The organism is Catenibacterium sp. RTP21428st1_D7_RTP21428_210409, from assembly GCF_040227455.1.
In the GTDB taxonomy this organism is placed as follows: domain Bacteria; phylum Bacillota_I; class Bacilli_A; order Erysipelotrichales; family Coprobacillaceae; genus Catenibacterium; species Catenibacterium mitsuoka_A.
Genome location: NZ_JBEHVX010000026.1, coordinates 1 through 26,036, shown reverse-complemented (window position 1 = coordinate 26,036; position 26,036 = coordinate 1). Strand labels below are relative to the sequence as shown.

The window sequence follows — 26,036 nt, the reverse complement described above, 5'->3', positions numbered from 1 at the left end:
TGAATGATATCGCATCGTTCATCGAGCCCTGAAATCTGTCATTCATCAAGTTTTTCATAAACTTTTGACTCTACCTTTTTTCTTCAAGATATTTTTCAAGCCTAATACCGTTCCTAATATACCTGCGCTTGATCTCTTCTTATTAAAAATACCACTTACCACGTTGATAGGTTCATTGAGCTTATCCATTTTATAGTTGATATCATCCACTGTGACATTTACTTTAGAAACAGTTGTTTCTAAATGTTGTGCCAAATGACTGACATCTTTTAAAGTTGTAAGTGCATGGATAAGAAATACTCCTAGAGACACTAATGCAAATACACCAGCGAGCACTAGAATACATAGACAAATTGTTAAGATATCCATGGGATCTCCTGCCACTCAAAATGTGATTAAATATACTCACATCGAGATAATGTAAGTTCTCACGAACATTACTTACTATTTTATTGTGTATGCTTTGGATTGACAAAAATCAAATCTACTCACAAGTTCTTGTACACTCCATAGTCGTAAATTCCCGAAGTAGCCTTCGGTACATACCTACGTTTGCGTTTGTTTATGCAACTTCGTAAGTCGTAGCATCTCTCAGATTAAGTGCAGCATTGAAATCTCTGTCTTCGATATAACCACAGTCACATCTGAAAATTCTATCTGAAAGCTTTAAATCTTTCTTGATACTTTTACAGCAATGACATGTCTTAGATGATGGGAACCATCTATCTACTGTTCGTTGTTCAATTCCGTTCTCCTTGCATTTAGCTAAAAGCTTTGATCTAAATTCATAAAGCTTCTGCGAAGCAACTGCCTTTGAAAGATGCTTGTTCTTCATCATTCCTGATACGTTTAGATTTTCAATCGTTATATAAGATGGCTTGGTTTTCACTATCTCTGCGATTATCTTATTGATGTAATCAGTACGAATGTTATCAATTCTCTGATGAAGTTTCTGTATCTTAAGCCTTTGTTTTTCGTATATTTCTTTTTTGAGTAGACTCTCCTTTCTTTAGATTTTCATACTTTCGAGAAAGACCTCTCTGTTCTCGAACAAGCTTTTTTCAAACTTCTTTAATTTTGTAGATTTATTGATGTTCTTATAAGTCTTGCCATTAGAGATAACAGCAAAATCCTTTGGATTATAATTTTTTGTTATTTGATGTGTTCATTTTAACGTTCTTCTATGAGCACATTTAAACACAACAGTCAATATATTCAGTTACTTAGATTTTCTCCTATGCCTTTTCTTTTTCCTTAATAACTAATTCTTCTAATTTATAAATATCCTTAGGACTCATAAATAAGAATACTGCATTATCATATTGAGCTAATTCTTTTGCACCTGCTTCATCTTCAGTCACTACCTTAGAACGAGGTAGGTTCTTAGTAATAACACTGACATCAATATCGATTCCTGGTTCTTTTGGCGCATTTTTAGGGAAATCCACAAAATATGGATGATCAACTGTATCCATGATTCGTGCATAATCCTTCGCAAATCTTAAGCCACGAGAATATCTATCTGGCTGATAAACCGCAACAATCTGCTTGCCAGGGAAACGTGTTCTTGTTTCTTCAATTACATATTTAATAGCTGTTGGATGATGTGCATAGTCATCAACATATACATTATTGCCTACTTCTTTCACTGCATAACGTCTCTTAGTTCCCTTAAATGTACTTAACTGACTCTGCATATAATCAAAGTCCATACCTTCAAGATAACCTAAAGTAATAACACCTAATGTATTATAAAGTGTATGCATACCATAGAATGGTAGAGTGAAATGTCCAAAAAGATCACCATAGATATATACATCAAATGAAAGACCTTTTTCATTATTAATCACATTTTTAGCCTGAACATCATTACCGTCTTTTACACCGAATTTTACAACTCTCTTTGTATAATTCAAATGTGGAAGATGAGGATCATCACCCCAGATGACAATAGCCTTTTTAGCCTGGTTGGCATATTTTTCAAAAGACTGTTCATACTGTTCCATTGACTTGAAATAGTCTACATGGTCCATTTCAATGTTGTTGATATAAGCATAATCTGGATGATACCATAAGAAATGATCTTTATATTCGCAGCATTCAGCAACGAAATACTTAGCTCCCTTAGTAGCATAACCAGTACCATCACCAATTAATACATTTGTCTTATCATAGTCTTTAAATAAATGATAAGCCATACCTGTAGTAGAAGTCTTACCATGTGTACCTGCAATACCGATAGTAATATGATCATCCATAAGCTTAGCTAGGAAATCATAATAGTGATGAATTGTTACATTAGGATTGTCTTCTGCAGCAGCCACTTCTTCATTAGAACGATCAAATGCATTCCCTACAATAACATCCATACCGTCTTTAATATTGTCTTTATTAAATGAATAAATAGGAATATGTCTTTCTCTTAAGCCATCTTCAAGGAAGATATACTTATCAATATCACTTCCTGCGACTTCATAACCTAAATCATATAAAATTCTTGCAAGAGAAGCCATTCCTGAACCTTTAATACCTATAAAATAATACATATATTTTGTCACCTCGATAATATATTAACACAAATTAAATAATGATTACATAGATATCACTTAAAAATGAAAGTATTTTCATAAATTGGTAAGAAAAGGATCGTCTATCCTAAAAGTTGGTGTATCAAATATCTCACTTTCACCCAAATAAATAGTCAATACCTGTTCAATAGTGAGCCCAATAGTTTCACCATCTTTAAATACCACATTGTTCATAATAACATAGAGTGCAGTGTCTTTAATGAAGTCTAATACAGCCATAGGTTCACCAATAGAAGAGACTTCTATTTCATGATAGCCGAGTTTTTCAAGACCATCTGTATAAGCCCCTACCCCATTTTCTAATGGATATAAACCAAACCAGATGACGTTATAAATAGGAAACATATCCTGATCAATCATCTTGGCCATTGTTTGATAAAAAGATGGTTCATAGATGACATCATTCATATAAACTCCTACAACATTCTCATCAATATTTGAACATACTTCTTCTACAAACAAAGGACAGTCTGTCTGAATAGTTTCAATTGTCTTATGGATATGAATCATTCCAGTATGGTTTTTAGTATATGCATCTGCTTCTTCCCACATAAAGTTACTTAAAGCTGCATTAAGACGTACTTTGTCATCTAATGGTTGATTAATATAATTACTAGTTTCATTGAATGGTTCTTTTACTAATAAAAATGCGTCTAATTCCATCTTTACTCTCCCTCAAACAATAAGTCTTCTAACTCTTTTACAGACTCAACATAATAAGTACATTTATTCTTGATATCTTCTTTAATTTCCTTGATATCATGAGCCCATCCAGCTCCACATGCATCAATATGCGCGTCTCGTGCCATCTGTACGCCTGGTAATAAGTCATCTACAAGCAAGACATCTTCTTTATTTAAATGAAGTTCTTCAATAATGCTTTCAACAGGCCAAATAGATGGTTTACGCTTTTCAGGAGGTAATTCCCAGCCATATATAATAGAAGGCTCTGGTAAATCATTATTCTTATAATCACGAATGATTGTATGCTTCATTGAATGAGAAATAACACAGATAGTGCCACCTTCATTTACATAACGCCATAATAAATCATGAATGCCATCAAAACAGACAGGGGCATGATCACGAATATAAGACTGCCAGTTATTTTCCTGTATATGCATTTCTTCTTCAGTGAACTTTAGTATATCAAAACATAATGCAGTGAAACCTGGCTTATAATTATACTTAAAATAATCTTCACAAGTCATAGTAACACCAGGACGCAATTTACTTAATGAGTCTAAGAATGCAGGAAAGTTCACTGTACGTGTGCTATCTACAATTGTATCATCATGATCTAGTATTAAACATTTATATTTCATTTGTTTCTCCTTTTTGATATGCAAGACATGTTATTCCTTGCGTATTGACTATTTTTCCACACTGTTTAAATCCACAAGATTCTAATAAATTCTGCATAGGGATATTTTTGATTCCAGTATCCATCTTTAAATTAGGAATCTGACTATAAGCCCAGTTCAAGATAAACTTGCAGGCCCCTTTTACAATATGTGCAGAAACAACACGATGTACCACACCATAAGGTGCATCATTGAGCCATTGTCCCTCGATTTCCTTATAAGCTTGATCTTCTTCTATCGCATAATAGAAAACAGCCGCAATTTGATTTTCATACATGCATAAATACATCTTATCTATATCTTTAGTAATCAACTCTTTTGAAGGATAACCTACAGGCCACTGATCTTTATTGCCATGATTATCCATAAATATCTTTGCATCTTTGTAAAGACTCATTATTTCAACTATATGAGCCCTATCTGCTTTTTTTATTTCCATAGTTAACCCCTCTGATTTATATCATAACACAAAAAAGGGTCTGAAAAAATCCAGACCCCCATATTACACAATTTCTACTATTGTTCTTTCTATTGTAACAGATGAATTCTCATCAAAATCATTCAATATATCTTTACCATCATCTATCACATTCTACGTATCACGTTCTTTATGGATTTCAATTTCCATTGAAAACCAACAATCCTGTTTTTCAAAACAGATTTCAAAATTTTCATAGCAGAAGACAATAGCTTTCGTTTCCCACATATCATAATTTTTAGAAAAAGTATGATCATTGACTAGAATGATTTTCTGTACTACCTCATCAATATATGTTTCTTTGATATCATTATTAAACCTTGATTCTACTGCTGTCCAATTGGATGTAGAAATACTTAGTATTGTTGCTTCACCATCTAATCCAAAATAATCTAACGCCTCATAATCGTTCACTAATTTAAATACCTGTTGATTAATCTCAAATCCCAAAATACCTGTCCCAGAATCTGTAATGATGAAATCTGCATGTTTGTATTTTGTGAAAGTTTTTCCTATTAATGATTTGATCAACTCTGTGTCAAACCTGAAATCATACTGTTTTATTATTATTTTCCTTTTCAAAAAGAGACTAGTTCTTATTATGTGCTAATCTTATCATGTTTTCATCTAATGTCGTACGTGGATTTTCCAAATTATATTTTTTGGCCCAATCTTTATAATGCTGATCCATGTATTCCTTCAATTCATTAATCGATTTTGTTTTGAATAAATCAATAAGATTCACATCATCAATAACCTTGATGATTTCATCTAATTTCATAATAAACTTCGATGCATTCTCAAGATCAAGACTTTCAAATAAATAAGTATTTGTAGTAGTCACAACATTCAAATCTACATAATAATTAAAATAAACACTAAATACTCCCGCATTACGTTGTGCCATGAACCCTTTCATTCCATGTTTTAAAAGTCCAACAGAGGGATTATAGATTCTATTAATAGGTAAAATCTTAATGCTTATAATACTACTGCAAGGAATCAAAATATCTTCTTTCAATTCATTTCTAAAAACTAAATTATTCTCTTCTAATAAAAGTTGTGGGACATCATCAGTTATACTTCTTAGTAAAAATTGTGCTTGTCTACGATTATTGTTCATTGTAAAACACCCCCTTATATTCAATACATAATCATATACAACCTTTATATAACTAATTATGTACATATATATCGATGTATTCAACTCTTTTCACTTTTTCAATAAATCTTTCAACAAGCAAAAAAAGAATAGCCAGGAAACATCCTAACTATCCTTTCTACATGAATTATTCAATTACAGTTAATTCCTTTGGATAACTGTTTAATACCTTACAGCCATCTTCAGTGACCATAACTAAGTCTTCAATACGAACTCCAAAATCACCCTGTAAATAAACACCAGGTTCAATTGAGAAAATCATACCAGGCTTTGCGATAATATCACTGACAGAAGATACATCACCAAATTCATGTACATCTTTACCAATGAAATGACCTAAACGATGATTGAATTCTTTACCATAACCTGCTTCAGTAATTATATTTCTTGCGACTGCATCAATTTCAGATAATTTCATACCTGGCTTGATGGCAGCTTCAGCTGCTTCATTTGCCTTTAATACAAGATTGTATACTTCTTTCTGCTTTTGGGATACTTCTTTATAGAAGAATGTTCTTGTCATATCAGAACAATATCCTTTATAGATACATCCCATATCAACGATAATAGAATCTCCTGGCTTTAAACGGCTATCATCGCATGAATGATGAGGGTTCGCCCCATTGGCACCATAACCCATGATTGGACTAAATGAATGACCTGATGCACCTAATGACTTGTAGTAAGCAAGTAATGCTTCATCCATTTCAATTTCAGTCTTATCTGTTGCAAGTAATCTTTTTACTTCAGCCATTGCTGTATCATTCATTTCACTTGCTTTAAACATGAGTGCTTTTTCTTCATCATCCTTCTGCATTCTTACTTCATCTACGCATAGTGATCCTAAAACATATTTAGCGTTGACGCGATCCTGTACAGGAATTAAGAAACGTGCTGGCATATTCTTATCTACACCAATCACTTTTGCATCCTTTAAATAATCTGCAAGTAATGCTGGACCATTATCTGTATCATCAAACCAAGTAATAGGCATACCTAAGTCTTCTCCCACATAGAATAAGTTATTGAAGAATAACTGATGATTTCCTTTAGAAGAAAGAACCATAACATACATTCTTTCACCTGGATGATTGACATAATCTAATAAATAATCGATAGAAACAGGGTCAGTGACTAATAGATAGTCAATGCCTCTTTCTTCCATTTTTTCTAATACTTTATTTATTCTCTTCTGATTCATATTCAGTAACCTCAATTCCTAAGTCCTTTAACTGATCATTGTCTACTGGTGTAGGTGCTTTTGACATTGGACAAGTTGCACTTGTATTCTTAGGGAAGGCAATAACGTCTCTTAAAGAATCACATCCACAAAGTAACATTGCGAAACGGTCTAATCCTAATGCGAATCCAGCATGTGGTGGTGCACCGTATCTAAATGCATCCACAAACCAGCCAAACTGTGCATCAATTCTTTCCTGTGTGAATCCTAAAGCCTTGAAGGCACGATCCTGTAATTCTTCTTCATAGATTCTCTGAGATCCACCACCTAGTTCGAAACCGTTTAAGACGATATCATAAGCATCTGCTAAGCAGTTTGCTGGATCTGTATCAATCTTATCTAGATCAGAATCCTTTGGACGAGTGAATGGATGATGCATTGCATAGTATCTTCCATCTTCTTCAGAATATTCAAACATTGGGAAATCAACAACCCATAAGAAGTTGAACTGACGAGGATCATATAACTTTAATTCTTTACCTAAATGATTTCTGATTGCTGCAAGAGCATCACATACAACCATGTAATGAGTATCACTCACAAATAGTAATAAGTCTCCTACCTCAGCATTCATCTTTTCTAATAAAGCGCTCATCTGTTCTTCAGTAAAGAACTTAGCAATAGGCCCAGATACACCCTTATCAGTCACTTTTAACCAAGCAAGACCTTTAGCCTTATATTTCTTAGCAAGTTCAGTTAAAGCATCAATCTTCTTACGTGAATAGTTATCTGCTTCACCCTTGACATTAATACCTTTTACATGTCCTCCTGCTTCGAGCGCACTCTTGAATACCGTAAAGTCAACATCCTTCACTGTTTCATTTAAGTTAACAAGCTTTAAATCAAAACGTGTATCAGGCTTATCGATTCCATAAGTTTCCATTGCATCATGCCATGTCATTCTTGGGAATGGTAACTGAACATCGATGTCCATAACATCTTTCATAACCTTCTTGATTAAGCCTTCACCAATACCAATAACCTGATCAGTATTCATGAAACTCATTTCTACGTCCACCTGAGTGAATTCTGGCTGACGGTCAGCACGTAAGTCTTCATCACGGAAACATCTAGCAATCTGATAATAACGTTCAAAACCAGCTACCATTAATAACTGCTTAAATAACTGTGGAGACTGTGGTAATGCATAAAATGAGCCATTATGTACACGTGAAGGTACTAAGAAGTCTCTTGCACCTTCTGGTGTAGATTTATTTAAATATGGTGTTTCAATTTCTACGAATTCTTCACTATCTAAATATTCATGAATAGCTCTGACAATCTTAGCACGTCTCATGATGTTCTTTTGAAGAGCTGGACGTCTTAAATCAAGATAACGATATTTCATTCTTGTTTCTTCTAAGGCATCAGTTTCGTCCGCAATAATCATAGGAGTAGTCGCTGCCTTATTGACAATCTTTACTTCTTCAGCCTGGATTTCAATATCACCAGTTGGCATATCTGGGTTCTTAGAACTTCTTTCTACGACAGTCCCTTTGATGTCAAGAATATATTCGTTCTTAACATCCTTTAACTGTTCATTGAATGATTCATCAAAGATTACCTGTGTAATACCATGACGGTCTCTTAAGTCTACAAAGACTAAAGCACCTAAGTTTCTCTTTTTAGCTACCCAGCCAATAAGTTCTACTTTTTTATTGACATCAGTGATTCTTAGTTCTCCATTGTTGTGAGTTCTATTCATGTTCATGATCTCCTTCATAATGATTTTCAATATAACTTAAAATATCTTCTAATTTAACTTCACTCTGTTCTTTAGAATGATTGCAGCGAATATTAACATATTCACCCTTTACTTCATCTTCACCAATAATAATAGAAAGATGTGCACCAAAACGGTCACTAGACTTGAACTGTCCTTTTAAGCCTCTACCTGCATAATCCATATCACAAGTAAAGCCGTTTGCTCTAAGCATTGTGATGATCTGCATTGCTAAATCTCTTGCTTCATCACCTAGAGGCATAACATAAACATCAATACCATTTTCTTCATCTTCTTCGTCATCTAATGCAAGCATCAATCTTTCCATACCAAATGCAAAGCCTACACCAGGAGTTGCAGGACCTCCAAGTTCTTCAACAAGGCCATTGTAGCGTCCTCCACCACCAACAGTAGAACCAGCTCCTAACTTTGGATCATCACTGATGATTTCAAATACTGTATGAGAATAGTAGTCTAATCCTCTTACTAAATTCGTATCTACAACATATTCGATTTCTAAATCATCTAATAAACTGCAGACTTTATCGAAATGTACTTTCGCTTTTTCACTTAAATAATCAATTGTACGAGGAGCAGAAGCCATGACTGGATTCTTCGCATCGACTTTACAGTCTAGAATTCTTAATGGGTTCTTTTCAAAACGTGCCTGACAGTCTTCACATAAATCATTAAGCACTGGTCTGAAATGATTCTTTAAAGCTTCTCTATATGCAGTTCTTGATTCATCATCACCTAATGAGTTAATATGTAATTTGATATTCTTAATACCTAATGCTTCAACGATAGTCACTGCCATCAACATACATTCAACATCTACGTATGGTGATTCAACACCTAACATTTCTACACCGAACTGGTGGAACTGTCTCTGTCTACCATTTTGTGGACGTTCATATCTAAACATTGGTCCCATATAGTAAACCTTCTGTAACTTTTCAGGTAAAGCATACATCTTATTTTCTACATATGCTCTTGCAATACCTGCAGTTCCTTCTGGTCTTAAAGTAAGAGAACGATCTCCCTTATCCTTAAATGTATACATTTCTTTAGTTACTACATCTGTCGTATCACCAACTGCACGGCTAAATAATTCTGTGTGTTCAAAGATTGGTGTACGCATTTCTTTTACGTTGTAATTTGCGGCAACAGTTCTTAATAGCTGTTCCATTTCAATCCATTTTTCTGAATTTTCAGGGGTAATATCTACTGTCCCTCTTGGTCTATTGTATTTCATGAGTTCCTCCTTTATAAAAATAAAAAACGTCCTTAATCTAAGGACGTTAATACGCGGTACCACCTTAGTTCATGAATAAATCATGCACTTTACTTAGTTATAACGTTACCAACGTGCTTTTTTAAAGCATTCTCCAAAGTGTCCCATAACTTCTCATTAGCCATTTCCACCAGCCATGACCTCTCTATCAATGTCCATTACTTAATCTTCTTCACTGAATATAAGGTGATTATAAATCAAAAGTATATTTAATTCAAGTCACTAATGAATTACACGGCGAATTTCTGCAACACCCTGTACTTTATTCATATTATCAATTGTATTCTGTAAGATTTCTGCATTCTCTACAGATAATGTTAAACGAATATGAGCATCTAAATCCATGATGTTCGCATTGATTTTAAGAATATTGACCTTTACCTGACTTAAACATGTCACAATATCACTTAATAAATTAGGACGATCTAATCCAACGACTTCTAGATCCACATTAAAGCGCTTCTGTTCAATATTAGGATAATCCCAATAAACATCAATCAAACGTCCTTTTACGACACTCTTGACATTTGGACAATCCGCACGATGAATCTTGATTCCCTGTCCTTTAGATACAAAACCAACAATCTTGTCACCAGGAATAGGATTACAGCATTTAGATAATTGCATCTTTAATCCATCTACACCAGTGACTGCCACACCAATACTCTTCTCATGTTTCTTATTTAATTCCTGAATATTGTTGTTGTGGCGAAGGATTTGAGACAAGTTATCAAAGAATCCTCTCTTTTGTGGGGCCACTTTATCAAGAAGTGTAGAAGCAGTCGCATGCTTCTTACCTAATGCAAAGAGTACATCATCAAATGTATTGGCGCCAAATGAGCCAAGATAAGTTCTATAAGTATCAGGACTCATATAAGTCTTTTCATCAAGCTGTCTTGCTCTGATTTCATCTCTAAGAAGTCTTCTTCCTTCTTCAATAATCTGTTTCTTATTTTCTTCTTCATGTTTTGTGATATATTGACGAATCTTATTACGAGCACCCGCTGTTCTTACAAACTTCAACCAGCCTTCACTTGGACCAGAATTCTTATTAGTCTTGATTTCTACAATATCACCTGTTCTTAATTTGGTATCAAAAGGAACCATAACACCATTCACAATTGCTCCAACCGCATGATGTCCAACTTCTGTATGAACACGATATGCAAAGTCAATCGGTGTAGACCCATTTGGTAATTCTACAATACGACCTGCAGGTGTTAAAGCATAAACATTGGCTTCAAAGATATCACGTTGTAACGTATTATAAAAATCTTTAGCTTCATTATCTTTCATTTCATCACTTACAGTAATGAACTCACTCATCCACTGAAGCTTTTCTCCAATTTCCTTCTGTTCCTGTTTCGCATTATACTTCTTACCTTCTTTATAACGCCAATGAGATGCAACCCCTCTTTCAGCGAGTTCATCCATATCTTCAGTACGAATCTGGATTTCAAATACATAGCCCTTTTCACCAATCACAGATGTATGTAATGACTGATACATATTAGGCTTAGGCATGGCAATATAATCCTTAAAACGTCCAGGAATCGCACGATATTTCTCATGCATAATACCTAATACTTCATAACATTCATTCTTAGTTTGTACAATAATACGTAAAGCATTCAAATCATAGATTTCATCAAAACGCTTATGCTTATAAACCATCTTTTTATAAATAGAATAAATATGCTTAGCACGACCCTTAATACGATAACTGATGCCAGTTCCTTCTAAGTTCTTTTCAACTGACTTAATCATTGCATCAACAGAATCTTTTCTTTCACTCTTCTTCTTATCAAGAAGTGCCGCAATTTCTTTATAAGCTTTAGGATCAAGATATAATAAGCATAAATCTTCTAGTTCTACTCTAATATCATTAATACCTAAACGATGCGCAATTGGCGCATAGACTTCTAATGTTTCTCTAGAAATACGCTGTTGCTTATCCGGTCTCATATATTGAAGCGTACGCATATTATGGAGTCTATCAGCTAATTTAATCAAGATAACACGAATATCCTTAGCCATCGCAATATAGATCTTACGATGATTTTCAGCATGGAAATCACTTTCTTCCATATAAGGCATCTTAGTGATCTTAGTAACACCCTCTACTAGAGTAGTAACTTCTTCACCAAATCTCTCAACCATTTCTTCTCGAGGCACATCACAATCTTCCATAACATCATGAAGAAGTCCTGCTGCAATAGTAATTGGTCCAGTCTGTAATGTTGCAAGAATATAAGCAACCCAGATCAAATGAATTGTATAAGGTTCACCACTTCTTCTTTTCTGTTCCTTATGCTTCACCATAATAAAGTCATAAGCCTTTTGAATCAGGGCTAAACTTTCTTCTTTTGTGATATATGTTTTTACAAGAGCAAGGACGTCGTCGTAACTCATTAGGTCCCCTGCACCTTTATATTTCATAATAACACCCCCTCGTGTATCATCTCAATTATAACATAATTCACTACTAACATGAAGAGACTAAGAAAGGAATAATACAAATATCACTTCATTTATTCTGATATTTACTATTCGTTTATGAATAATACAAACAAAATAAAAAAACTCCAAAAGGAGTTTCTATTAGTATTTAACCTGTGAATAGATGTTGTATTTACTTAGTTTTTCAGTAGCTTTTAATTCTTCTAATTCAATCACAAATTCCATACCTACAACTTCTCCACCCATTTCTTCAATAAGTGCAGCAGCAGCTTCTACGGTACCACCAGTTGCAAGTAAATCATCAACGATTAATACTTTCATACCTGGCTTAATACTGTCTTTATGCATGAAGATTTCATTTGATCCATATTCTAAATCATATTTCTTGCTGACAGTTTCTCTAGGTAACTTACCTGGCTTTCTGATTGGTACAAAGCCACATCCTAATTCTAAAGCAACAGGACATCCAAAGATAAACCCTCTTGATTCAGGGCCTACAACTACGTCAACCCCTAAATCCTTTGCATGTGCTGCTAAATCATCAATACAAGCTTTGAATGCATCCTTATCTTCTAATAAAGGTGTTACATCTCTGAAGATAATTCCTTCCTTTGGAAATCCTGGAATAGATGCAATATGCTGTTTAAAATCCATAACGAATCCTCCTATACAATATTATTATATCATCACAAAACAATGAATAACATAAAATCTTAAAAATAAATCCTTACAGATTAACTAAATTATAAGATATCCTCAACAATAAAGTTAATAGATTTATTACCTCTAAAGACATTGATAGATAACGTACCAACTAGAGTCATAGAATCTTTATGAACAAGTTCATCATATAATTGTCCTTTATTAAAAGCAAGGGCAGAGACCTGATTATCTCCTAAATGAAACTTTAAATGTTTTCCTTCAGATAAACGGTCTACTTGATGACATGATACATCTTCTAGAATAAATAATGGTGCTTTGTTTTCTTCACCAAAAGGGGCAAGTAAATCAAGTGACTCAACATTAGAAATTGTTGTATCTGTGAGTGTAATAGGAATAACTGACTCACTGGCTTCAAAATGGCATCCTTTTATATCATTCATAAGGGCATCATAGACTAAAGGATAGTTAGACTTAGTAATAGTAAAGCCTCCTGCTTTTGCATGACCTCCATATTGCACAAAAAGATCTTCATGATGAGTAAAGAAATTATAAATATTAAAGCCATCAATTCCTCTTGCACTTCCTTTATATATTTCTTCTTTAGGATTATAATGCATGACAAAGGCTGGCTGTTCATATTCTCTTGTATATTTACCTGCCACTAGACCTACTAATCCTTCATGCATATTTTCTGAGCCATAAAATAAGCAAGGTGAAGATGTATCAGTCACTGCTTCTTTATATAAAGAAGTGGTTAATGATTGTCTTTTAGAGTTGATTTTAGATGCATAATTAGAAATCTTTTCTTGGTAGGCCGAGTCTGCTTCTTTTAAGAAATATTTAACTAAATATACAGGATTCACTAGTTCTGGTAAGCGTCCAAAGGCATTAATACGGGGAGCTATTGTGAAACCTATAGTTGTGGCATTATAGTCTCTACTCCCTTTTAATAGTTCTAAAGAGGGGTATTTATATTGCTTCATAAACTGTAAACCACGTCCTACTAAACTTCTATTTTCATCTAGTAATGGCATCATGTCAGATATAGTTGTAATAGAAGCTAGAGTAAATAAATAAGGGTCATGATGCTTTAAAAGAGCTGCTGCAAGCTTATAGGCAATAAAACCACCACATATCTCTTTAAATGGATATTTAGGAGACATTTTAGTATGAATGATTGAATAAGCAACTGGTACTTCACCATCAAAGGCATGATGATCAGTGATAATAACATCAATACCTAATTCTCCTGCTTTTTCTACTGCATCAAATGCTTTGATTCCATTATCTACAGTAATAATGAGAGAGTAGCCCTTCTCTGCCATCTGTTCTACTCTTGTTGTATTAAGCCCATAACCATCAGTAAAGCGATTAGGAATATGATATCCAACTTCTACTCCTCTTTCATGAAAAGCTTGTACAAGAATAGTGGTTGCTAGAATACCATCACAGTCATAATCTCCATAAATACAGATTTTTTCTTTATTTGCGATTGCTTCTTCAATACGTTCTAATGTTTCATCTGCTTCTTCAAATAAAGAAAAATCATGATAAATAAGATGAGGATCCATAAAGGATTTAAATTGTTTTTGATCTATTTTTTTACTTTCTATTACTTTAGCCATCAAAGAATTAACACCATAAGTCTGTATAATTTCATTAGTATGACTTAGTTTTATCGTTTTATATTTCATAATTAACCTCTTAAAAAATTACTACCTATTCATCTTAAACAATATAGAGATGAAAGTCAAAATAAGTGTTCTAATCAAAAAGTGGCTTTTAGGCCACTTTTAATAGAAATAATAAGTTATTTCATGATAAGACTCTGAAAGTCTGCTAAGTTTTTAGTTTCTGCTTCCTTAATGACTTTAGCTTGTAGATATTCAAAAATTGTAGAGAACTGTAAAGACATAATATCATCAATCATATCACAAAAAGTAATAGCGATTTTATTTCTCCATACTACGTTTCTGAGATAATCTTCAATTTCTGCTGCAACAATCTTTTCTACGCCATCCTTCTGAAACTCATAGGCTTTTGCTTGAAGGATAAATACAACTTCATCAGGAAGCGGTTTTGATAAATCTATATCCATATTCTTACGCTCCCACGAATACTCATTATATAAGAATTGTGAGGCGATGAAAAGACTTAATTATGATTTTGTAGTGACATAATGAATAAGCTGTGTAATGCATAAAACAACTAAATTCACAATTACAATAGACGCTCCAGTTGGGGCTGCATAGAGGTATGAAATAGATAATCCTACAATAAAACAAATAGAAGAAAGGATGGCAGAAGAAATTACTACATGCTTGAAATCCTTGCAGAAATACATGGATGTAAGACATGGGAAAATTGTTAAACTTGAAATAAGAAGTGCCCCCATCATACGCATACCTAATACTATTGTAAGTGAACAAAGTATTGCGATAATGATGTTGTAGAATTCTACGTTAATACCAGTACTTTTCGCAAAATCTTCATCAAACGTCAATGCAAACATCTTATGATAAGAGAAAATATAAAGAATAAGTACAATAAGGGATAAAACAACACTTATAATCATATCTTGATTATTAAGCGAAAGGATACTACCAAATAAGTAGTTATTGATATCTGTATTCACACCTTTTGTAAGTGATATAGCCATAATACCAATCGCAAGTGAACTAGATGATAAAACCGCAATAGCACCATCACCATGAATATGATGATTGTTGTTAAGTTTTAGTATCATTACAGCCGCAATCACTGCTACTGGTACAGCTAAATAAAGTGGTGCCACTCCTAATACTGTCGCAATCGCAAAACTTCCAAAAGAGACATGGGATAAACCATCACTGATCATCGCATTCTTTCTTAAGACAAGATTTACGCCTAACATTGCAGCACATAATGAAATAAGTAAGCCAACAATAAAAGCACGAATAATAAATGTATAGTTAAACATATGGAGTAATGTATTCATTATTTAACTTCCTCCATTCTATAGTTATTTTTATCTAAATGAAGAATCTTATTACCAATCACTTCATGAGACGCTAAATCATGAGTAATCATGATAATTGTTAAACCTTTTTGATGAAGTTCTTTTAAAACAGTATAGAATTCTTCTTTAGAATCATAGTCTAAGTTATTAGAAGGTTCATCAAGTACTAAACATTCTCTTGTTGCACATAGTGCTCTTGCAAGTAAGACCTTCTGTCTTTGCCCTCCAGATAGTTCCCCAAAAGAATTGTTTTTAAGGTTTTCTATATGAAGTATTTTTAAACATTCTACTGCAAGTTTCTTTTCTTTTGAATTAAAGAAAGGACGATACCCTACTCTATTTAATGCGCCTGATAAGACTATTTCATATACTGAAGCAGGAAAATGACGATCCACCTTTGTTTCTTGAGGCATATAACCTATTTCTCTTTCATTTATATAATATGTAATCTGCCCTTCCATTGGCTTAATAAGTCCTAACAATCCTTTAATCAGGGTACTTTTACCTGCACCATTTTGTCCTAGTACAGTAATAAAATCACCTTGATTTATATCAAAAGAAAGATCATTGATTACTTCTTGATTATCATAACCTAGATGCAAATGATCTACTTTTATAAATGTCTTCATTGAAGTGCCTCCTTTACTGCCTTTGCGTTTTTACGCATGATTGAAACATATGTTTCACCATTATCAAAATCCTCTGCACTCACATTATGCATACTTTGAATAGTACGTACTTTTGCACCTGTTTCTTCAGAAATAGTACGAGCAATCTGTCCATTGGATAATTCAATCTTAAAGATAACAGGATTATGATCCTTCTTGACCTTATCAATTAAATAAGAAATAGTAGATGCACTTGGTTCAGTCTGTTCAGAACATCCTGGAAATGCAGCACTATATGTAAGACCATATTCTTTCGCAAAATAAAGCAAAGGGAAACGATCTCCTACAACTATATCTTTTCTATTTGCCTGCTTGACTATTTGCTTAAAACTAGAATCAACAGATGCAATCTGTTTAATATAGTTTTCTGTATTCTCATTAAACTTTGATGCATGTTTTTGATCGAGTGCACACATTCTCTTATTTAAGCCAGAAACAATTTCCATTGCATTTTTAGGACTTGTCCAGACATGTTCATCATATTCTTCTTCATGTTCATCATGTTCTTCATGTTTTTCTTCTTCCATCCCTTCAACGTGTTCTTCATGCTGAAGATGAGACACAAGATCCAACATTTTAACTATTCTTTTAGAGTCCATATCAGCTAGCAAGCTATCCACCCATTCATCTGATTCTCCACCTACATAAAAGAATAAATCGCTCTCTTTAATCGCAACCATATCTTGTGGTGAGGGTTCATAAGAATGAGAATCCATACCAGGTTTAATAAGCATCTTTATAGATATATCTTGATCATTTTTAGTAATTGCACGAACAAAATCATAACAAGGAAAGTTAGTGACAACGATATTAAATGGCTTCTTTCTAGTTTCTGTTGTACAACCTGTCATTAATAATAAAGAGAGAATAAACAAACTTATCTTTTTAAGCATGGATAGCCTCCCTGCACTCTTTACATAAGCCCACAATTGTAGAATCCTTACAATCAATTTCAAAACCATGGTCCTCTAATAAATGTGTACGAATGATATCCATGAAATCACATTCTAAATGCGCAATCTTACCACATCTCTTGCATAATAAGTGAAGATGGTGATTGCACTTTTCTTCTCTTGCATATTGGTAATACACACTATCTTCTTCTGAAAGTGTATGTTTTTGTATAAGTCCCTGCTGTGATAGTTTATCTAGATTACGATAAACTGTGACTAGATTCACACTTAATCCCTGATCAACTAACGCCTGATAAATATCTTTAGCACATAAACGATGATCTTCATTATTCTTCATATATTCAATAATACATTCTTTGTATTTTGTACGATATTGTTTCATAGAATACCTCCTATGCAAATGACTTGCAAATTGTATTATAATGATTCTTATTCCTATGTCAATGAATATGCAAATGATTTGCATATAATAAAAAAGAAGCAGTTTATTCTGCTTCTGTAATATGCGAATGAATCCAGGAAGAGAATGTTTCTAAGCCTTCCTTGATTATTTTTGAATCTGAAGTAAAACCAAAACGCAAATGGTATTCCTTATTAAATGCCATACCTGGCACAAAGAATACACCAGTGTCATTTTGTAATTTCTCACATAATTCTTTTGAGGGCATATCAAATAAATAATGTAAGAAACATACAGTACCATCTTCTGGTATGACACATTCTACTAAGTCTTCTTTTTCAAGCCATTCTTTTAATATTTTCTTATTTTCAAGAATGATATGTCTACTTCTATCAAGTATTAAATCTTTATGTTGTAATACAACTGTGGCCAAATAATCATTCCATGGACCAGTAGAGATGATTGTATAATCTCTTCTAAAATTGATTTCATCAATAAGTTGTTTAGGTCCTTTGATCCATCCCAGTCTAAGTCCTGCAAAGGAATAGACTTTAGATAAAGAGGCTGTCGCAATACCTAATTCATACATATCAGAAATACTATCACATAGAGTATTATTCATACCACGATAGATTTCATCGACAAGAATATAAATAGAATGACTTCTAGCAAGTTCAATCAATTCTTCCATTAAAGATTGTTTAATAACAGTACCAGTCGGATTATTAGGACTATTTAATATAAACATCTTTGTTTCAGGTTTAATAAGCTTCTTAAAATCATCTATGACAGGTTCCCAGTTATTGTCTTCATTAAGTTCTACTAGATCATACTCGCATCCAATTGATGCCGGATAAGAATAGAACTGTTCATAGGAAGGTGTTAATGCAATGACATGGTCTCCTTTATTTAATAAAGTATCCATCACATGTTCATTAGCATTTATTGCCCCATGAGCGACTGCAATATTATCTCTTGTACCTGTCTTATATAAAGAAAGAATAGCATCTTTTAAACAATCAGAGCCTGTAATTGGTCCATAATCCATACGCATATGCATAAGATCACTCATAAGATCTTTATGAATCAATGACTCTAATTCATGAATAGACATATCAGATACACATGTATCAGCTAAATTGTATTGACAATTTTGTTCATGGTTCGTCATCCATGTTTCTACATCAAATTCCTTTAAATACACGTCTTCTTTCTCCTTTTAATAACTAATGCATAACTTTAGATAAGAAATCTTTCGCTCTATCACTTTCTGGATGAGAGAAGAAAGTTTCTGAATCATTTTCTTCTACAATCTTTCCGTTTTCTAAGAAAATCACACGATCTGCAACAGTTCTAGCAAATCCCATTTCATGAGTCACAACCATCATTGTCATACCCTGTTTTGCAAGATCCTGCATTACTTCTAATACTTCAATAACCATTTCTGGGTCTAATGCACTTGTAGGTTCATCAAATAGCATGACTTCTGGATTTAAACAAAGAGATCTAGCAATTGCGACTCTCTGTTTCTGACCACCAGATAACTTATTAGGATAAGTATCCTTCTTATCTTCAAGACCTACTTTCTGTAAGTACTTGATAGCCACTGCATTGGCTTCTTCTTCTGTCATACCCATGACCTTAAGAGGTGCAAGTGTTAAGTTTTCTAATACAGTCATATTAGGGAATAAGTTAAAGTGCTGGAATACAAATCCCATTTTACTTCTTAACTTGTTATATTCAGGTGTACCTTCCTTTAAAAGTGCACCATCAATATAAATAGAACCTGCTTCAGGCTTTTCTAAGTGATCAATACATCTAAGTACTGTACTTTTACCACTACCTGAAGGGCCGATAAGGCAGACAATTTCACCCTTCTTTAAAGTAAGAGATACATCATCTACAGCCTTTAATTTACCAAATTTTTTTGTAATGTGATCCACCTGGATCATGATATCGTTAGTCACTGACAGCTAATCTCCCTTCTACATATCTTGCGATGGCTGAAATACAAAGTGTCATTACTAAATAAATAGCACCTGTTGCAGTTAAAGGTACAAGATAGTTAAATGTATTGGCACCAATAACACTTGCAGTGGCAAGTAGTTCTACTGCACCAATTGTGAAAATAAGTGATGAGTCTTTAATTAATGTAATAAATTCACTAATGAGAGGTGGAATGATACGTTTAAATGCCTGTGGTAAAATAACATAACGCATAGTCTGAACATAGTTTAAACCAATTGTTTCGCATGCTTCCCATTGACCTTTATCAACACCTAAAATACCAGATCTAATTAATTCTACCTGATAAGCACCACTATTTAAGCTCATAGCAATTAAGCCACATACATATGGATCAGCCTGAAATCTTTGTCCTGTAATAGACTGAACAACAGTAGGTACTGCCAAGTATAAGAACATGATCTGTAATAGCATTGGTGTGCCACGGAAGATTTCTACATAAATATTTCCAATTGCTCTTAATACAAAATGTTTTGAAAGTTTTAAAGCCGCACCAATAATTCCAAGAATAACACCGAAGAATAAAGCCCCTATTGCAAGTAATAGAGAGTACTTTGCACCAGTGAAAATCATGAATTGAATATTAGACGGCGTAAGAATATCCATAATTGTTTTCATTCGCATTGACTCCTTAATAATAAAAAATTAAGTGCAGACAGAACATATCTGCACTTATGTGATTAATAAATTAGCAACCCCATTTAGTTTTTAATTCGTTGTATTTATCAGATTTAACAAATTCATCGACTGCTTTGTTAACGTCTTTCATTAACTTGTCGTTACCCTTTTTAGTGATGATCATGTTTTCTTCTTTGATTAATGGTTCATCAATCATCTTTAAACCAGCATTCTTAGCATAGTTTTCAGCAACTGCACCATCAAGAACAACAGCATCTAATCCACCAGATTTTAAAGTTTCTACTAAGATCTTAGCATCTTTTACTGTAGTAACTTGAGCACCTTTAATATCTTTTGCAGCATCTACACCAGTAGCACCTAACTGAGCACCAATCTTTTTACCTTCAAGATCAGAAGCTTTGGAGAAAGTAGAATCACCTTTTACTAAAGCAATCTGTTCAGAAGTGTTATATGCATGAGACCAAAGAATGTTTTTCCAATCTTTATGATAAGTGAAACCAGAAATACCTAAATCAACCTGATCTGAAGTGATTGAAGATGAAATAGCATCAAAGCTTAAAGCTTTAAACTTATAAGAATAGTTACCACCATTCTTGTTCATGATTTTAACTAATTCCTTAGTCATATCAATATCGAATCCAACCATTTCTTTCTTGTTGTTGTAAGATTCATATGGTGGATAGTCTGGAGATACCCCAATTAATAATTCAGTTTTACCGTTAGATGATGATCCACAACCAGTCATTCCAACAGCAAGTAACATAACTAATACTACGCTTAATAATTTTTTCATAAATATGCCCTTCCTTTTTTTAATTTAAGAAAACAAAAACGCCTCTTGCTTTCGCAAGAGACGTCAATTAACGCGGTACCACTCTTCTTGATTTATTCCTAAATCCTCTCTTATCCTTAAGGCGGAATACCGATAATCCTATGTATTCAGATTATCCTCTCAAAAGTGCGGTTCATCTAACTTTCCATACTGACCTCTCACCTACGCCAGCTCGCTTAGATTTCTAGTTAAACTACTCTCTTTGTCATTGAGTTTTCTTATGTATGTGTCTTATTATAGTCAGACGATTTTAATTGTCAACAATAAAAATGATATTTTTCATAATTTTATATAAAAACAACATTTTCTATATATATTTATGTTAATCGCAAACTTTAAATGATTTATTTCAGAAATGAATGTATTTTATGAAAAACTTTATACATAAAATCAATTGGTTTTTCATATTGAGATAAGATAGCCTGGATGTTTTCTAAGTCTTCATCCTTCTCTTTTAATGCTTCAATCCATTTTAATGATGCATCATGGAACTGATCAATCATTTTATAAGCATAAATCAATTTATAAGAAACATATATTAACAATCCGCTCGCACATAAACAAAGAGCAGATAAGAATAATTTCATAAAAATCCCTCTTTTCTGCTCTCATTATATCAAATTGAATTGTTATTTAGAAGCCTCAATCATAAGCTTTGTGATCTTATTAGAGAATTCTACAGGATCATCAATTGAGAATCCAGCAATTAATAGTGCCTGATCAAATAGGATAGACGCATATTCATCAATCTTTACAGGTTCTTTTTCATAGACAGACTGTAATGATTTAAATAAATCATGATCTGGATTAATTTCAAGAATTCTTCCTGCTTTCACACCCTGTGCATCTGGCATCTGGTTTAATACCTTTTCCATTTCAAATGATACACCATCACCACTGGCAAGACATACTGGATGAGATTTTAAACGATGAGATAACTTAACATCCTGTACCTTATCACCTAAAGCCTTCTTAACGATTTCAAGTAATGGCTTATTGTCTTCAGTCTTCTGTTCAAGTTCTTTCTTTTCATCTTCTGTTTCTAAGTCTAAATCACCCTGAGTGACATTCTTGAATGTCTTAGAATCATAATCTCTCATCATCTGTAAGCAGAATTCATCTACATTATCAGTCATATATAAAACATCATAGCCTTTAGATTTAACAGATTCTACCTGTGGTAATAAATCACATTTTTCTACTGTTTCACCAGAAGCAAAATAGATTTCCTTCTGATCTTCAGGCATAGCTTCAACATATTCCTTTAATGTTATAAGTTCTTTCTTATCAGAAGAATAGAACATAAGTAGGTCCTGAAGCTTATCCTTCAACATACCATAGCTATTATAGATACCAAACTTCAACTGCATACCAAAGTTCTTGAAGAAAGTCACATATTCATCACGATCATCCTTCAACATATTTTCAAGTTCAGTCTGGATACGTTTTTCAATCTTATTAGCCATGACTTTCATCTTTCTGTCATGCTGTAACATTTCACGAGAGATGTTTAAGTTTAAATCCTGTGAATCAACTAAACCTTTCACAAATCTGAAGTGTTCTGGCACTAAATCTTCAGCATGATCCATGATAAAGACACCACGTGAATAAAGCTGTAAGCCTTTCTTATAGTCCTGTGAATAGTAATTCATAGGTGTTTTAGAAGGAATAAATAATAGTGAAGTATAAGAGACAGCACCTTCTACAGTATTATGCATCACTCTTTGAGGGGCTTCAAAATCATTAAATTTAGCCTTATAGAATTCATCATATTCCTCTTTAGTAATATCTTTCTTCTGACGTTTCCATAAAGGAACCTGTGAGTTTAAAGTCTTGTTTTCTACAACATCTTCATATTCATCGCTGTCTTCTTTCTTTCTAGAAGTAGTGACATCCATCTTGATTGGGTAATGAACATAGTCTGAATATTTCTTAACAAGTCTTTCGATTTCATACTGATCAAGATATTTACTGTAATCTTCTTCCTCAGTATCTTTCTTTAAATGAAGTACAATAGTTGTACCATGTGTTGCTTTTTCAGCTTCTTCAACAGTATAACCATCACTTGTATCACTCTTCCATAAGTAACCCTTATCTTCTCCATATTTCTTAGAATAAACATCTACTTCATCAGCCACCATGAAGGCACTATAGAAACCTACACCGAACTGACCAATGATATCTACATCACTGACACCTTTTTCTAAGGCATTCTTGAATTCAAAAGAGCCAGAATTTGCGATAGTACCTAAATGTTCTTCTAGTTCTTCTTTATTCATACCAATCCCTTCATCTGCAATTGTAAGGGTTCTGTTTTCCTTATCAACAATTAAGTTGATAGCCATATCCTCTCTTGAGAAACCAGAAATATTTTCTTGTAATGCTTTATAATAAAGCTTATCACTTGCATCACTGGCATTCGAAATCAATTCTCTTAAGAAGATTTCCTTATGAGTATAAATAGAATTAATCATTAAATCGAGGAGTCTTTTAGACTCTGCTTTAAATTCTTTCTTATCTGACATTTTTTTACGCTCCTTTAGCACTCTAGTATTTTAAATGCTAAAGACAGTATACACACCTTTATTAGCATTGTCAATATTTGAGTGCTAAACAATTAAAAAGACCCAAATGAATCAGTCTTAATCCTTTAGTATACTTATATGATAAATATCATCGATGAGAATGGTTGTTTTATCTAGTAGTATCACTCTTTTATTGATTTCATCAATATCTTTAAACTGACCTCTTACTGTTGCATAAGACCCACCCTCTTTATACTCGTCTTCCACAAAATAATCTATCATGATAGAAAGATGTTCTTTTTTATTAATAAGTAGATTGTTAAGTACTCTATTTAATACTTGTCTTTGATCTTCATCTAATATACTTTTTTGAGTAGTAAGTCTTCCTGCTTCACTTATTTTATCTACATGTGTCTTAAGAGCTGCAAAGGGTGCAAACTGAGCCGCTCTATTATTCATGGACATTCTTGGATGATTTATAGAAGTAGGATGTTTCATATTGATTATATCGTCATAATTCATGCATTATGCCCTCCTATCATCTTATTTCTTTCTCTAGTTGTGGCCCCTTCCTGAAGATCAGTGCCTTTAAGTAAGGCATTCTTACCATATTTCTTCTTAATATCAAGTGTGACACTCTGCAATTTCTTTTCTTTAGATAAATCCACTTCTATCTTTTCTTCATCAAATAAAGAAAGCTGTTTATAAGTTACAGGAATATCATCACTTCTTACCTGTGTTGCATTGAGCTGAATTCTTCTTATTGTAAGTGCATGATTAATATGTAAGTGATAGAAACGTAATAAGGCATCGCACATGAGCTCATAAGAAGATGTATATCTATCTAGATTAATTGTTCCATGGAGATGCTTTGGAAGCTTTCTTCCATAACGATCTTCCATGATTTCTCCACGATAATCCTTCATATTCTCAATATCATAGCCAATTGTAAGGACAAGCTTATTAGTCACCAGATGTTTTTCAAAGAGATCCATGCTTAAGGATTCTATCATTTCTTTTAAAATAATTTCAGTTTTCTTATAATCATAAGCACATGATAATACCTGCCCTGTTCCAATACTTTTAGAAGGTGCTTTATAGGCTTTAATGGCTGCCATGGTACAAGGTTCCCAGCCCCAGGCATGATCAATAAGCAGTTCTGCATTGACTCCAAATAGATTGTATAGTTTTTCTTCATCTTCTAATGAGCATCTTGCGATATCTCCCATTGTATATAAACCGATATTATTCAGTTTAGTAGAAATACCCTTACCTACTCTCCAGAAGTCATTCAAAGGCGTATGAGACCATAAAAGCTTTCTATAGGCATAAGTATTTAAATAAGCAATGCGTGCTCCTTTTTCATCTGGTTCTTTATGTTTGGCAACTATATCCATCGCGACTTTTGCAAGATAGAGATTAGTTCCTATCCCTGCAGTCACAGTAATACCTACCTCTTTATATATATCATAAATAATATTTTGAACAAGATGAAAAGCATCTAACTCATAAGTATCTAAATAATGCGTGGCATCAATAAAGACTTCATCAATAGAATAGACATGAATATCATCAGGAGAGAAATACTTTAAGTAGATTGAGTAAATACGTGTCGAATATTCAAGATAGAGGGACATACGCGGTTTTGCGATAATATAATCTATAGCTTTATGTTTATTCTTATTAAGATTTGATGCAAGAAAAGAACTTCCCTCAAGTGGTTCTCTTTGATGATTGAGTTCTTTTAGTTTAGAAATGACTTCAAATAATCTTGCACGTCCAGGAAGACCATAGGCTTTTAAACTTGGAGAGACGGCAAGGCATATTGTTTTTTCTGTACGTGAGGCATCTGCAACAAAAAGATTGGTGTCTAGTGGATCGAGTCCTCTTTCTAGACATTCTACAGATGCATAAAATGATTTGATATCTATTGCAAGATATGTGGGAACATGTGCCATACTATCACCTCCTTGAGATATGTATTATAATAGGGTAGACAGGAAATAATATCAATACTGAGATTAATTATTATTTCTGTGCCTCCCGTTGCACCGTACGTACGG

26 protein-coding genes, 1 pseudogene and 2 other annotated features are annotated in these 26,036 nt (G+C 33.4%); all 27 genes and pseudogenes read right to left on the bottom strand.

Annotation, left to right across the window (positions count from 1 at the left end):
• Window positions 1-54 precede the first annotated feature (54 nt).
• Entirely contained in the window at window positions 55-369 is a 315-nt protein-coding gene (locus ABUA27_RS05635; protein WP_349820390.1) for a DUF948 domain-containing protein, read from the bottom strand.
• Window positions 370-562: 193 nt separating this feature from the next.
• Window positions 563-985 (bottom strand): annotated as a pseudogene (locus ABUA27_RS05630) (RNA-guided endonuclease InsQ/TnpB family protein); the annotation flags it as partial.
• Between the two features lie 250 nt (window positions 986-1,235).
• Window positions 1,236-2,546: a UDP-N-acetylmuramate--L-alanine ligase gene (locus ABUA27_RS05625; RefSeq protein ID WP_287514395.1), complete on the bottom strand. Its 1,311-nt coding sequence runs from the start codon at window positions 2,544-2,546 to the stop codon at window positions 1,236-1,238.
• 78 nt (window positions 2,547-2,624) lie between these two features.
• Entirely contained in the window at window positions 2,625-3,251 is a 627-nt protein-coding gene (locus ABUA27_RS05620; RefSeq protein ID WP_287845550.1) for a DUF4261 domain-containing protein, read from the bottom strand.
• Between the two features lie 2 nt (window positions 3,252-3,253).
• Window positions 3,254-3,913 carry an HAD family hydrolase gene (locus ABUA27_RS05615; protein ID WP_129981907.1) on the bottom strand — a complete coding sequence of 220 codons (660 nt, stop codon included), beginning with the start codon at window positions 3,911-3,913 and terminating at the stop codon, window positions 3,254-3,256.
• On the bottom strand, window positions 3,903-4,391 hold the full coding sequence (locus tag ABUA27_RS05610) for an N-acetyltransferase (protein WP_129981906.1): 489 nt from the start codon (window positions 4,389-4,391) through the stop codon (window positions 3,903-3,905). Before ABUA27_RS05610 ends, ABUA27_RS05615 begins: the two co-directional genes overlap by 11 nt.
• A 153-nt stretch (window positions 4,392-4,544) precedes the next feature.
• On the bottom strand, window positions 4,545-4,844 hold the full coding sequence (locus ABUA27_RS05605; protein ID WP_349820389.1) for a hypothetical protein: 300 nt from the start codon (window positions 4,842-4,844) through the stop codon (window positions 4,545-4,547).
• Window positions 4,845-5,019: 175 nt separating this feature from the next.
• Window positions 5,020-5,553 carry a hypothetical protein gene (locus ABUA27_RS05600; protein ID WP_349820388.1) on the bottom strand — a complete coding sequence of 178 codons (534 nt, stop codon included), beginning with the start codon at window positions 5,551-5,553 and terminating at the stop codon, window positions 5,020-5,022.
• 166 nt (window positions 5,554-5,719) lie between these two features.
• Window positions 5,720-6,793, bottom strand: coding sequence for a M24 family metallopeptidase (locus ABUA27_RS05595; RefSeq protein WP_129982058.1), 1,074 nt, complete (start codon window positions 6,791-6,793; stop codon window positions 5,720-5,722).
• Window positions 6,771-8,537, bottom strand: a complete 1,767-nt coding sequence (aspS, locus tag ABUA27_RS05590) for an aspartate--tRNA ligase (RefSeq protein ID WP_129982059.1) — start codon at window positions 8,535-8,537, stop codon at window positions 6,771-6,773. Before aspS ends, ABUA27_RS05595 begins: the two co-directional genes overlap by 23 nt.
• The gene (gene hisS, locus ABUA27_RS05585; RefSeq protein WP_129982061.1) at window positions 8,530-9,810 is read right to left on the bottom strand and encodes a histidine--tRNA ligase; all 1,281 of its coding nucleotides are present in this window, start codon (window positions 9,808-9,810) and stop codon (window positions 8,530-8,532) included. The genes aspS and hisS overlap by 8 nt, the downstream gene beginning before the upstream one ends.
• 36 nt (window positions 9,811-9,846) lie before the next feature.
• Window positions 9,847-10,034 (bottom strand) — a binding site (T-box leader).
• A 37-nt stretch (window positions 10,035-10,071) separates the two neighbouring features.
• Complete coding sequence (locus ABUA27_RS05580; RefSeq protein WP_349820387.1) at window positions 10,072-12,288, bottom strand: RelA/SpoT family protein; 2,217 nt, start codon at window positions 12,286-12,288, stop codon at window positions 10,072-10,074.
• 162 nt (window positions 12,289-12,450) lie between these two features.
• On the bottom strand, window positions 12,451-12,963 hold the full coding sequence (locus ABUA27_RS05575; protein WP_117459774.1) for an adenine phosphoribosyltransferase: 513 nt from the start codon (window positions 12,961-12,963) through the stop codon (window positions 12,451-12,453).
• Window positions 12,964-13,052: 89 nt separating this feature from the next.
• A complete protein-coding gene (recJ, locus tag ABUA27_RS05570; protein WP_349820386.1) occupies window positions 13,053-14,666 on the bottom strand; it encodes a single-stranded-DNA-specific exonuclease RecJ in 1,614 nt (537 codons plus the stop codon).
• 116 nt (window positions 14,667-14,782) lie between these two features.
• Window positions 14,783-15,070 carry a post-transcriptional regulator gene (locus ABUA27_RS05565; RefSeq protein WP_117459770.1) on the bottom strand — a complete coding sequence of 96 codons (288 nt, stop codon included), beginning with the start codon at window positions 15,068-15,070 and terminating at the stop codon, window positions 14,783-14,785.
• Window positions 15,071-15,130: 60 nt separating this feature from the next.
• On the bottom strand, window positions 15,131-15,949 hold the full coding sequence (locus ABUA27_RS05560; RefSeq protein WP_192924045.1) for a metal ABC transporter permease: 819 nt from the start codon (window positions 15,947-15,949) through the stop codon (window positions 15,131-15,133).
• Window positions 15,949-16,599 (bottom strand): metal ABC transporter ATP-binding protein, encoded by a 651-nt coding sequence (locus tag ABUA27_RS05555; protein ID WP_288834985.1) that lies wholly within the window; start codon window positions 16,597-16,599, stop codon window positions 15,949-15,951. Before ABUA27_RS05555 ends, ABUA27_RS05560 begins: the two co-directional genes overlap by 1 nt.
• On the bottom strand, window positions 16,596-17,531 hold the full coding sequence (locus ABUA27_RS05550; RefSeq protein WP_349820385.1) for a metal ABC transporter substrate-binding protein: 936 nt from the start codon (window positions 17,529-17,531) through the stop codon (window positions 16,596-16,598). The genes ABUA27_RS05555 and ABUA27_RS05550 overlap by 4 nt, the downstream gene beginning before the upstream one ends.
• On the bottom strand, window positions 17,524-17,934 hold the full coding sequence (locus tag ABUA27_RS05545) for a Fur family transcriptional regulator (RefSeq protein WP_238634558.1): 411 nt from the start codon (window positions 17,932-17,934) through the stop codon (window positions 17,524-17,526). The genes ABUA27_RS05550 and ABUA27_RS05545 overlap by 8 nt, the downstream gene beginning before the upstream one ends.
• A 103-nt stretch (window positions 17,935-18,037) precedes the next feature.
• Window positions 18,038-19,156, bottom strand: coding sequence for an aminotransferase class I/II-fold pyridoxal phosphate-dependent enzyme (locus ABUA27_RS05540; protein WP_317374028.1), 1,119 nt, complete (start codon window positions 19,154-19,156; stop codon window positions 18,038-18,040).
• 22 nt (window positions 19,157-19,178) lie between these two features.
• Window positions 19,179-19,904, bottom strand: coding sequence for an amino acid ABC transporter ATP-binding protein (locus ABUA27_RS05535; protein WP_117458609.1), 726 nt, complete (start codon window positions 19,902-19,904; stop codon window positions 19,179-19,181).
• A 7-nt stretch (window positions 19,905-19,911) separates the two neighbouring features.
• Window positions 19,912-20,595 carry an amino acid ABC transporter permease gene (locus ABUA27_RS05530; protein WP_022424769.1) on the bottom strand — a complete coding sequence of 228 codons (684 nt, stop codon included), beginning with the start codon at window positions 20,593-20,595 and terminating at the stop codon, window positions 19,912-19,914.
• A 70-nt stretch (window positions 20,596-20,665) separates the two neighbouring features.
• Window positions 20,666-21,409 carry a transporter substrate-binding domain-containing protein gene (locus tag ABUA27_RS05525; RefSeq protein ID WP_129981879.1) on the bottom strand — a complete coding sequence of 248 codons (744 nt, stop codon included), beginning with the start codon at window positions 21,407-21,409 and terminating at the stop codon, window positions 20,666-20,668.
• A gap of 53 nt (window positions 21,410-21,462) precedes the next feature.
• Window positions 21,463-21,666: a binding site (T-box leader), on the bottom strand.
• Window positions 21,667-21,792: 126 nt separating this feature from the next.
• A complete protein-coding gene (locus ABUA27_RS05520; RefSeq protein WP_349820384.1) occupies window positions 21,793-22,035 on the bottom strand; it encodes a hypothetical protein in 243 nt (80 codons plus the stop codon).
• 42 nt (window positions 22,036-22,077) lie between these two features.
• A complete protein-coding gene (htpG, locus tag ABUA27_RS05515) occupies window positions 22,078-23,973 on the bottom strand; it encodes a molecular chaperone HtpG (protein WP_331900403.1) in 1,896 nt (631 codons plus the stop codon).
• 117 nt (window positions 23,974-24,090) lie between these two features.
• Complete coding sequence (locus tag ABUA27_RS05510; RefSeq protein ID WP_129981876.1) at window positions 24,091-24,495, bottom strand: YolD-like family protein; 405 nt, start codon at window positions 24,493-24,495, stop codon at window positions 24,091-24,093.
• Window positions 24,492-25,931 (bottom strand): Y-family DNA polymerase, encoded by a 1,440-nt coding sequence (locus tag ABUA27_RS05505; protein WP_349820383.1) that lies wholly within the window; start codon window positions 25,929-25,931, stop codon window positions 24,492-24,494. Before ABUA27_RS05505 ends, ABUA27_RS05510 begins: the two co-directional genes overlap by 4 nt.
• Window positions 25,932-26,036 lie beyond the last annotated feature (105 nt).

What these genes read in the sequence shown, in the direction of transcription:
- ABUA27_RS05635 (WP_349820390.1), bottom strand. Translation starts at nt 369, where the DNA reads ATGGATATCTTAACAATTTGTCTATGTATTCTAGTGCTCGCTGGTGTA.
- ABUA27_RS05625 (WP_287514395.1), bottom strand. Translation starts at nt 2,546, where the DNA reads ATGTATTATTTTATAGGTATTAAAGGTTCAGGAATGGCTTCTCTTGCA.
- ABUA27_RS05620 (WP_287845550.1), bottom strand. Translation starts at nt 3,251, where the DNA reads ATGGAATTAGACGCATTTTTATTAGTAAAAGAACCATTCAATGAAACT.
- ABUA27_RS05615 (WP_129981907.1), bottom strand. Translation starts at nt 3,913, where the DNA reads ATGAAATATAAATGTTTAATACTAGATCATGATGATACAATTGTAGAT.
- ABUA27_RS05610 (WP_129981906.1), bottom strand. Translation starts at nt 4,391, where the DNA reads ATGGAAATAAAAAAAGCAGATAGGGCTCATATAGTTGAAATAATGAGT.
- ABUA27_RS05600 (WP_349820388.1), bottom strand. Translation starts at nt 5,553, where the DNA reads ATGAACAATAATCGTAGACAAGCACAATTTTTACTAAGAAGTATAACT.
- ABUA27_RS05595 (WP_129982058.1), bottom strand. Translation starts at nt 6,793, where the DNA reads ATGAATCAGAAGAGAATAAATAAAGTATTAGAAAAAATGGAAGAAAGA.
- aspS (WP_129982059.1), bottom strand. Translation starts at nt 8,537, where the DNA reads ATGAATAGAACTCACAACAATGGAGAACTAAGAATCACTGATGTCAAT.
- hisS (WP_129982061.1), bottom strand. Translation starts at nt 9,810, where the DNA reads ATGAAATACAATAGACCAAGAGGGACAGTAGATATTACCCCTGAAAAT.
- ABUA27_RS05580 (WP_349820387.1), bottom strand. Translation starts at nt 12,288, where the DNA reads ATGAAATATAAAGGTGCAGGGGACCTAATGAGTTACGACGACGTCCTT.
- ABUA27_RS05575 (WP_117459774.1), bottom strand. Translation starts at nt 12,963, where the DNA reads ATGGATTTTAAACAGCATATTGCATCTATTCCAGGATTTCCAAAGGAA.
- recJ (WP_349820386.1), bottom strand. Translation starts at nt 14,666, where the DNA reads ATGAAATATAAAACGATAAAACTAAGTCATACTAATGAAATTATACAG.
- ABUA27_RS05565 (WP_117459770.1), bottom strand. Translation starts at nt 15,070, where the DNA reads ATGGATATAGATTTATCAAAACCGCTTCCTGATGAAGTTGTATTTATC.
- ABUA27_RS05560 (WP_192924045.1), bottom strand. Translation starts at nt 15,949, where the DNA reads ATGAATACATTACTCCATATGTTTAACTATACATTTATTATTCGTGCT.
- ABUA27_RS05555 (WP_288834985.1), bottom strand. Translation starts at nt 16,599, where the DNA reads ATGAAGACATTTATAAAAGTAGATCATTTGCATCTAGGTTATGATAAT.
- ABUA27_RS05550 (WP_349820385.1), bottom strand. Translation starts at nt 17,531, where the DNA reads ATGCTTAAAAAGATAAGTTTGTTTATTCTCTCTTTATTATTAATGACA.
- ABUA27_RS05545 (WP_238634558.1), bottom strand. Translation starts at nt 17,934, where the DNA reads ATGAAACAATATCGTACAAAATACAAAGAATGTATTATTGAATATATG.
- ABUA27_RS05535 (WP_117458609.1), bottom strand. Translation starts at nt 19,904, where the DNA reads ATGATCCAGGTGGATCACATTACAAAAAAATTTGGTAAATTAAAGGCT.
- ABUA27_RS05530 (WP_022424769.1), bottom strand. Translation starts at nt 20,595, where the DNA reads ATGAAAACAATTATGGATATTCTTACGCCGTCTAATATTCAATTCATG.
- ABUA27_RS05525 (WP_129981879.1), bottom strand. Translation starts at nt 21,409, where the DNA reads ATGAAAAAATTATTAAGCGTAGTATTAGTTATGTTACTTGCTGTTGGA.
- ABUA27_RS05520 (WP_349820384.1), bottom strand. Translation starts at nt 22,035, where the DNA reads ATGAAATTATTCTTATCTGCTCTTTGTTTATGTGCGAGCGGATTGTTA.
- htpG (WP_331900403.1), bottom strand. Translation starts at nt 23,973, where the DNA reads ATGTCAGATAAGAAAGAATTTAAAGCAGAGTCTAAAAGACTCCTCGAT.
- ABUA27_RS05510 (WP_129981876.1), bottom strand. Translation starts at nt 24,495, where the DNA reads ATGAATTATGACGATATAATCAATATGAAACATCCTACTTCTATAAAT.
- ABUA27_RS05505 (WP_349820383.1), bottom strand. Translation starts at nt 25,931, where the DNA reads ATGGCACATGTTCCCACATATCTTGCAATAGATATCAAATCATTTTAT.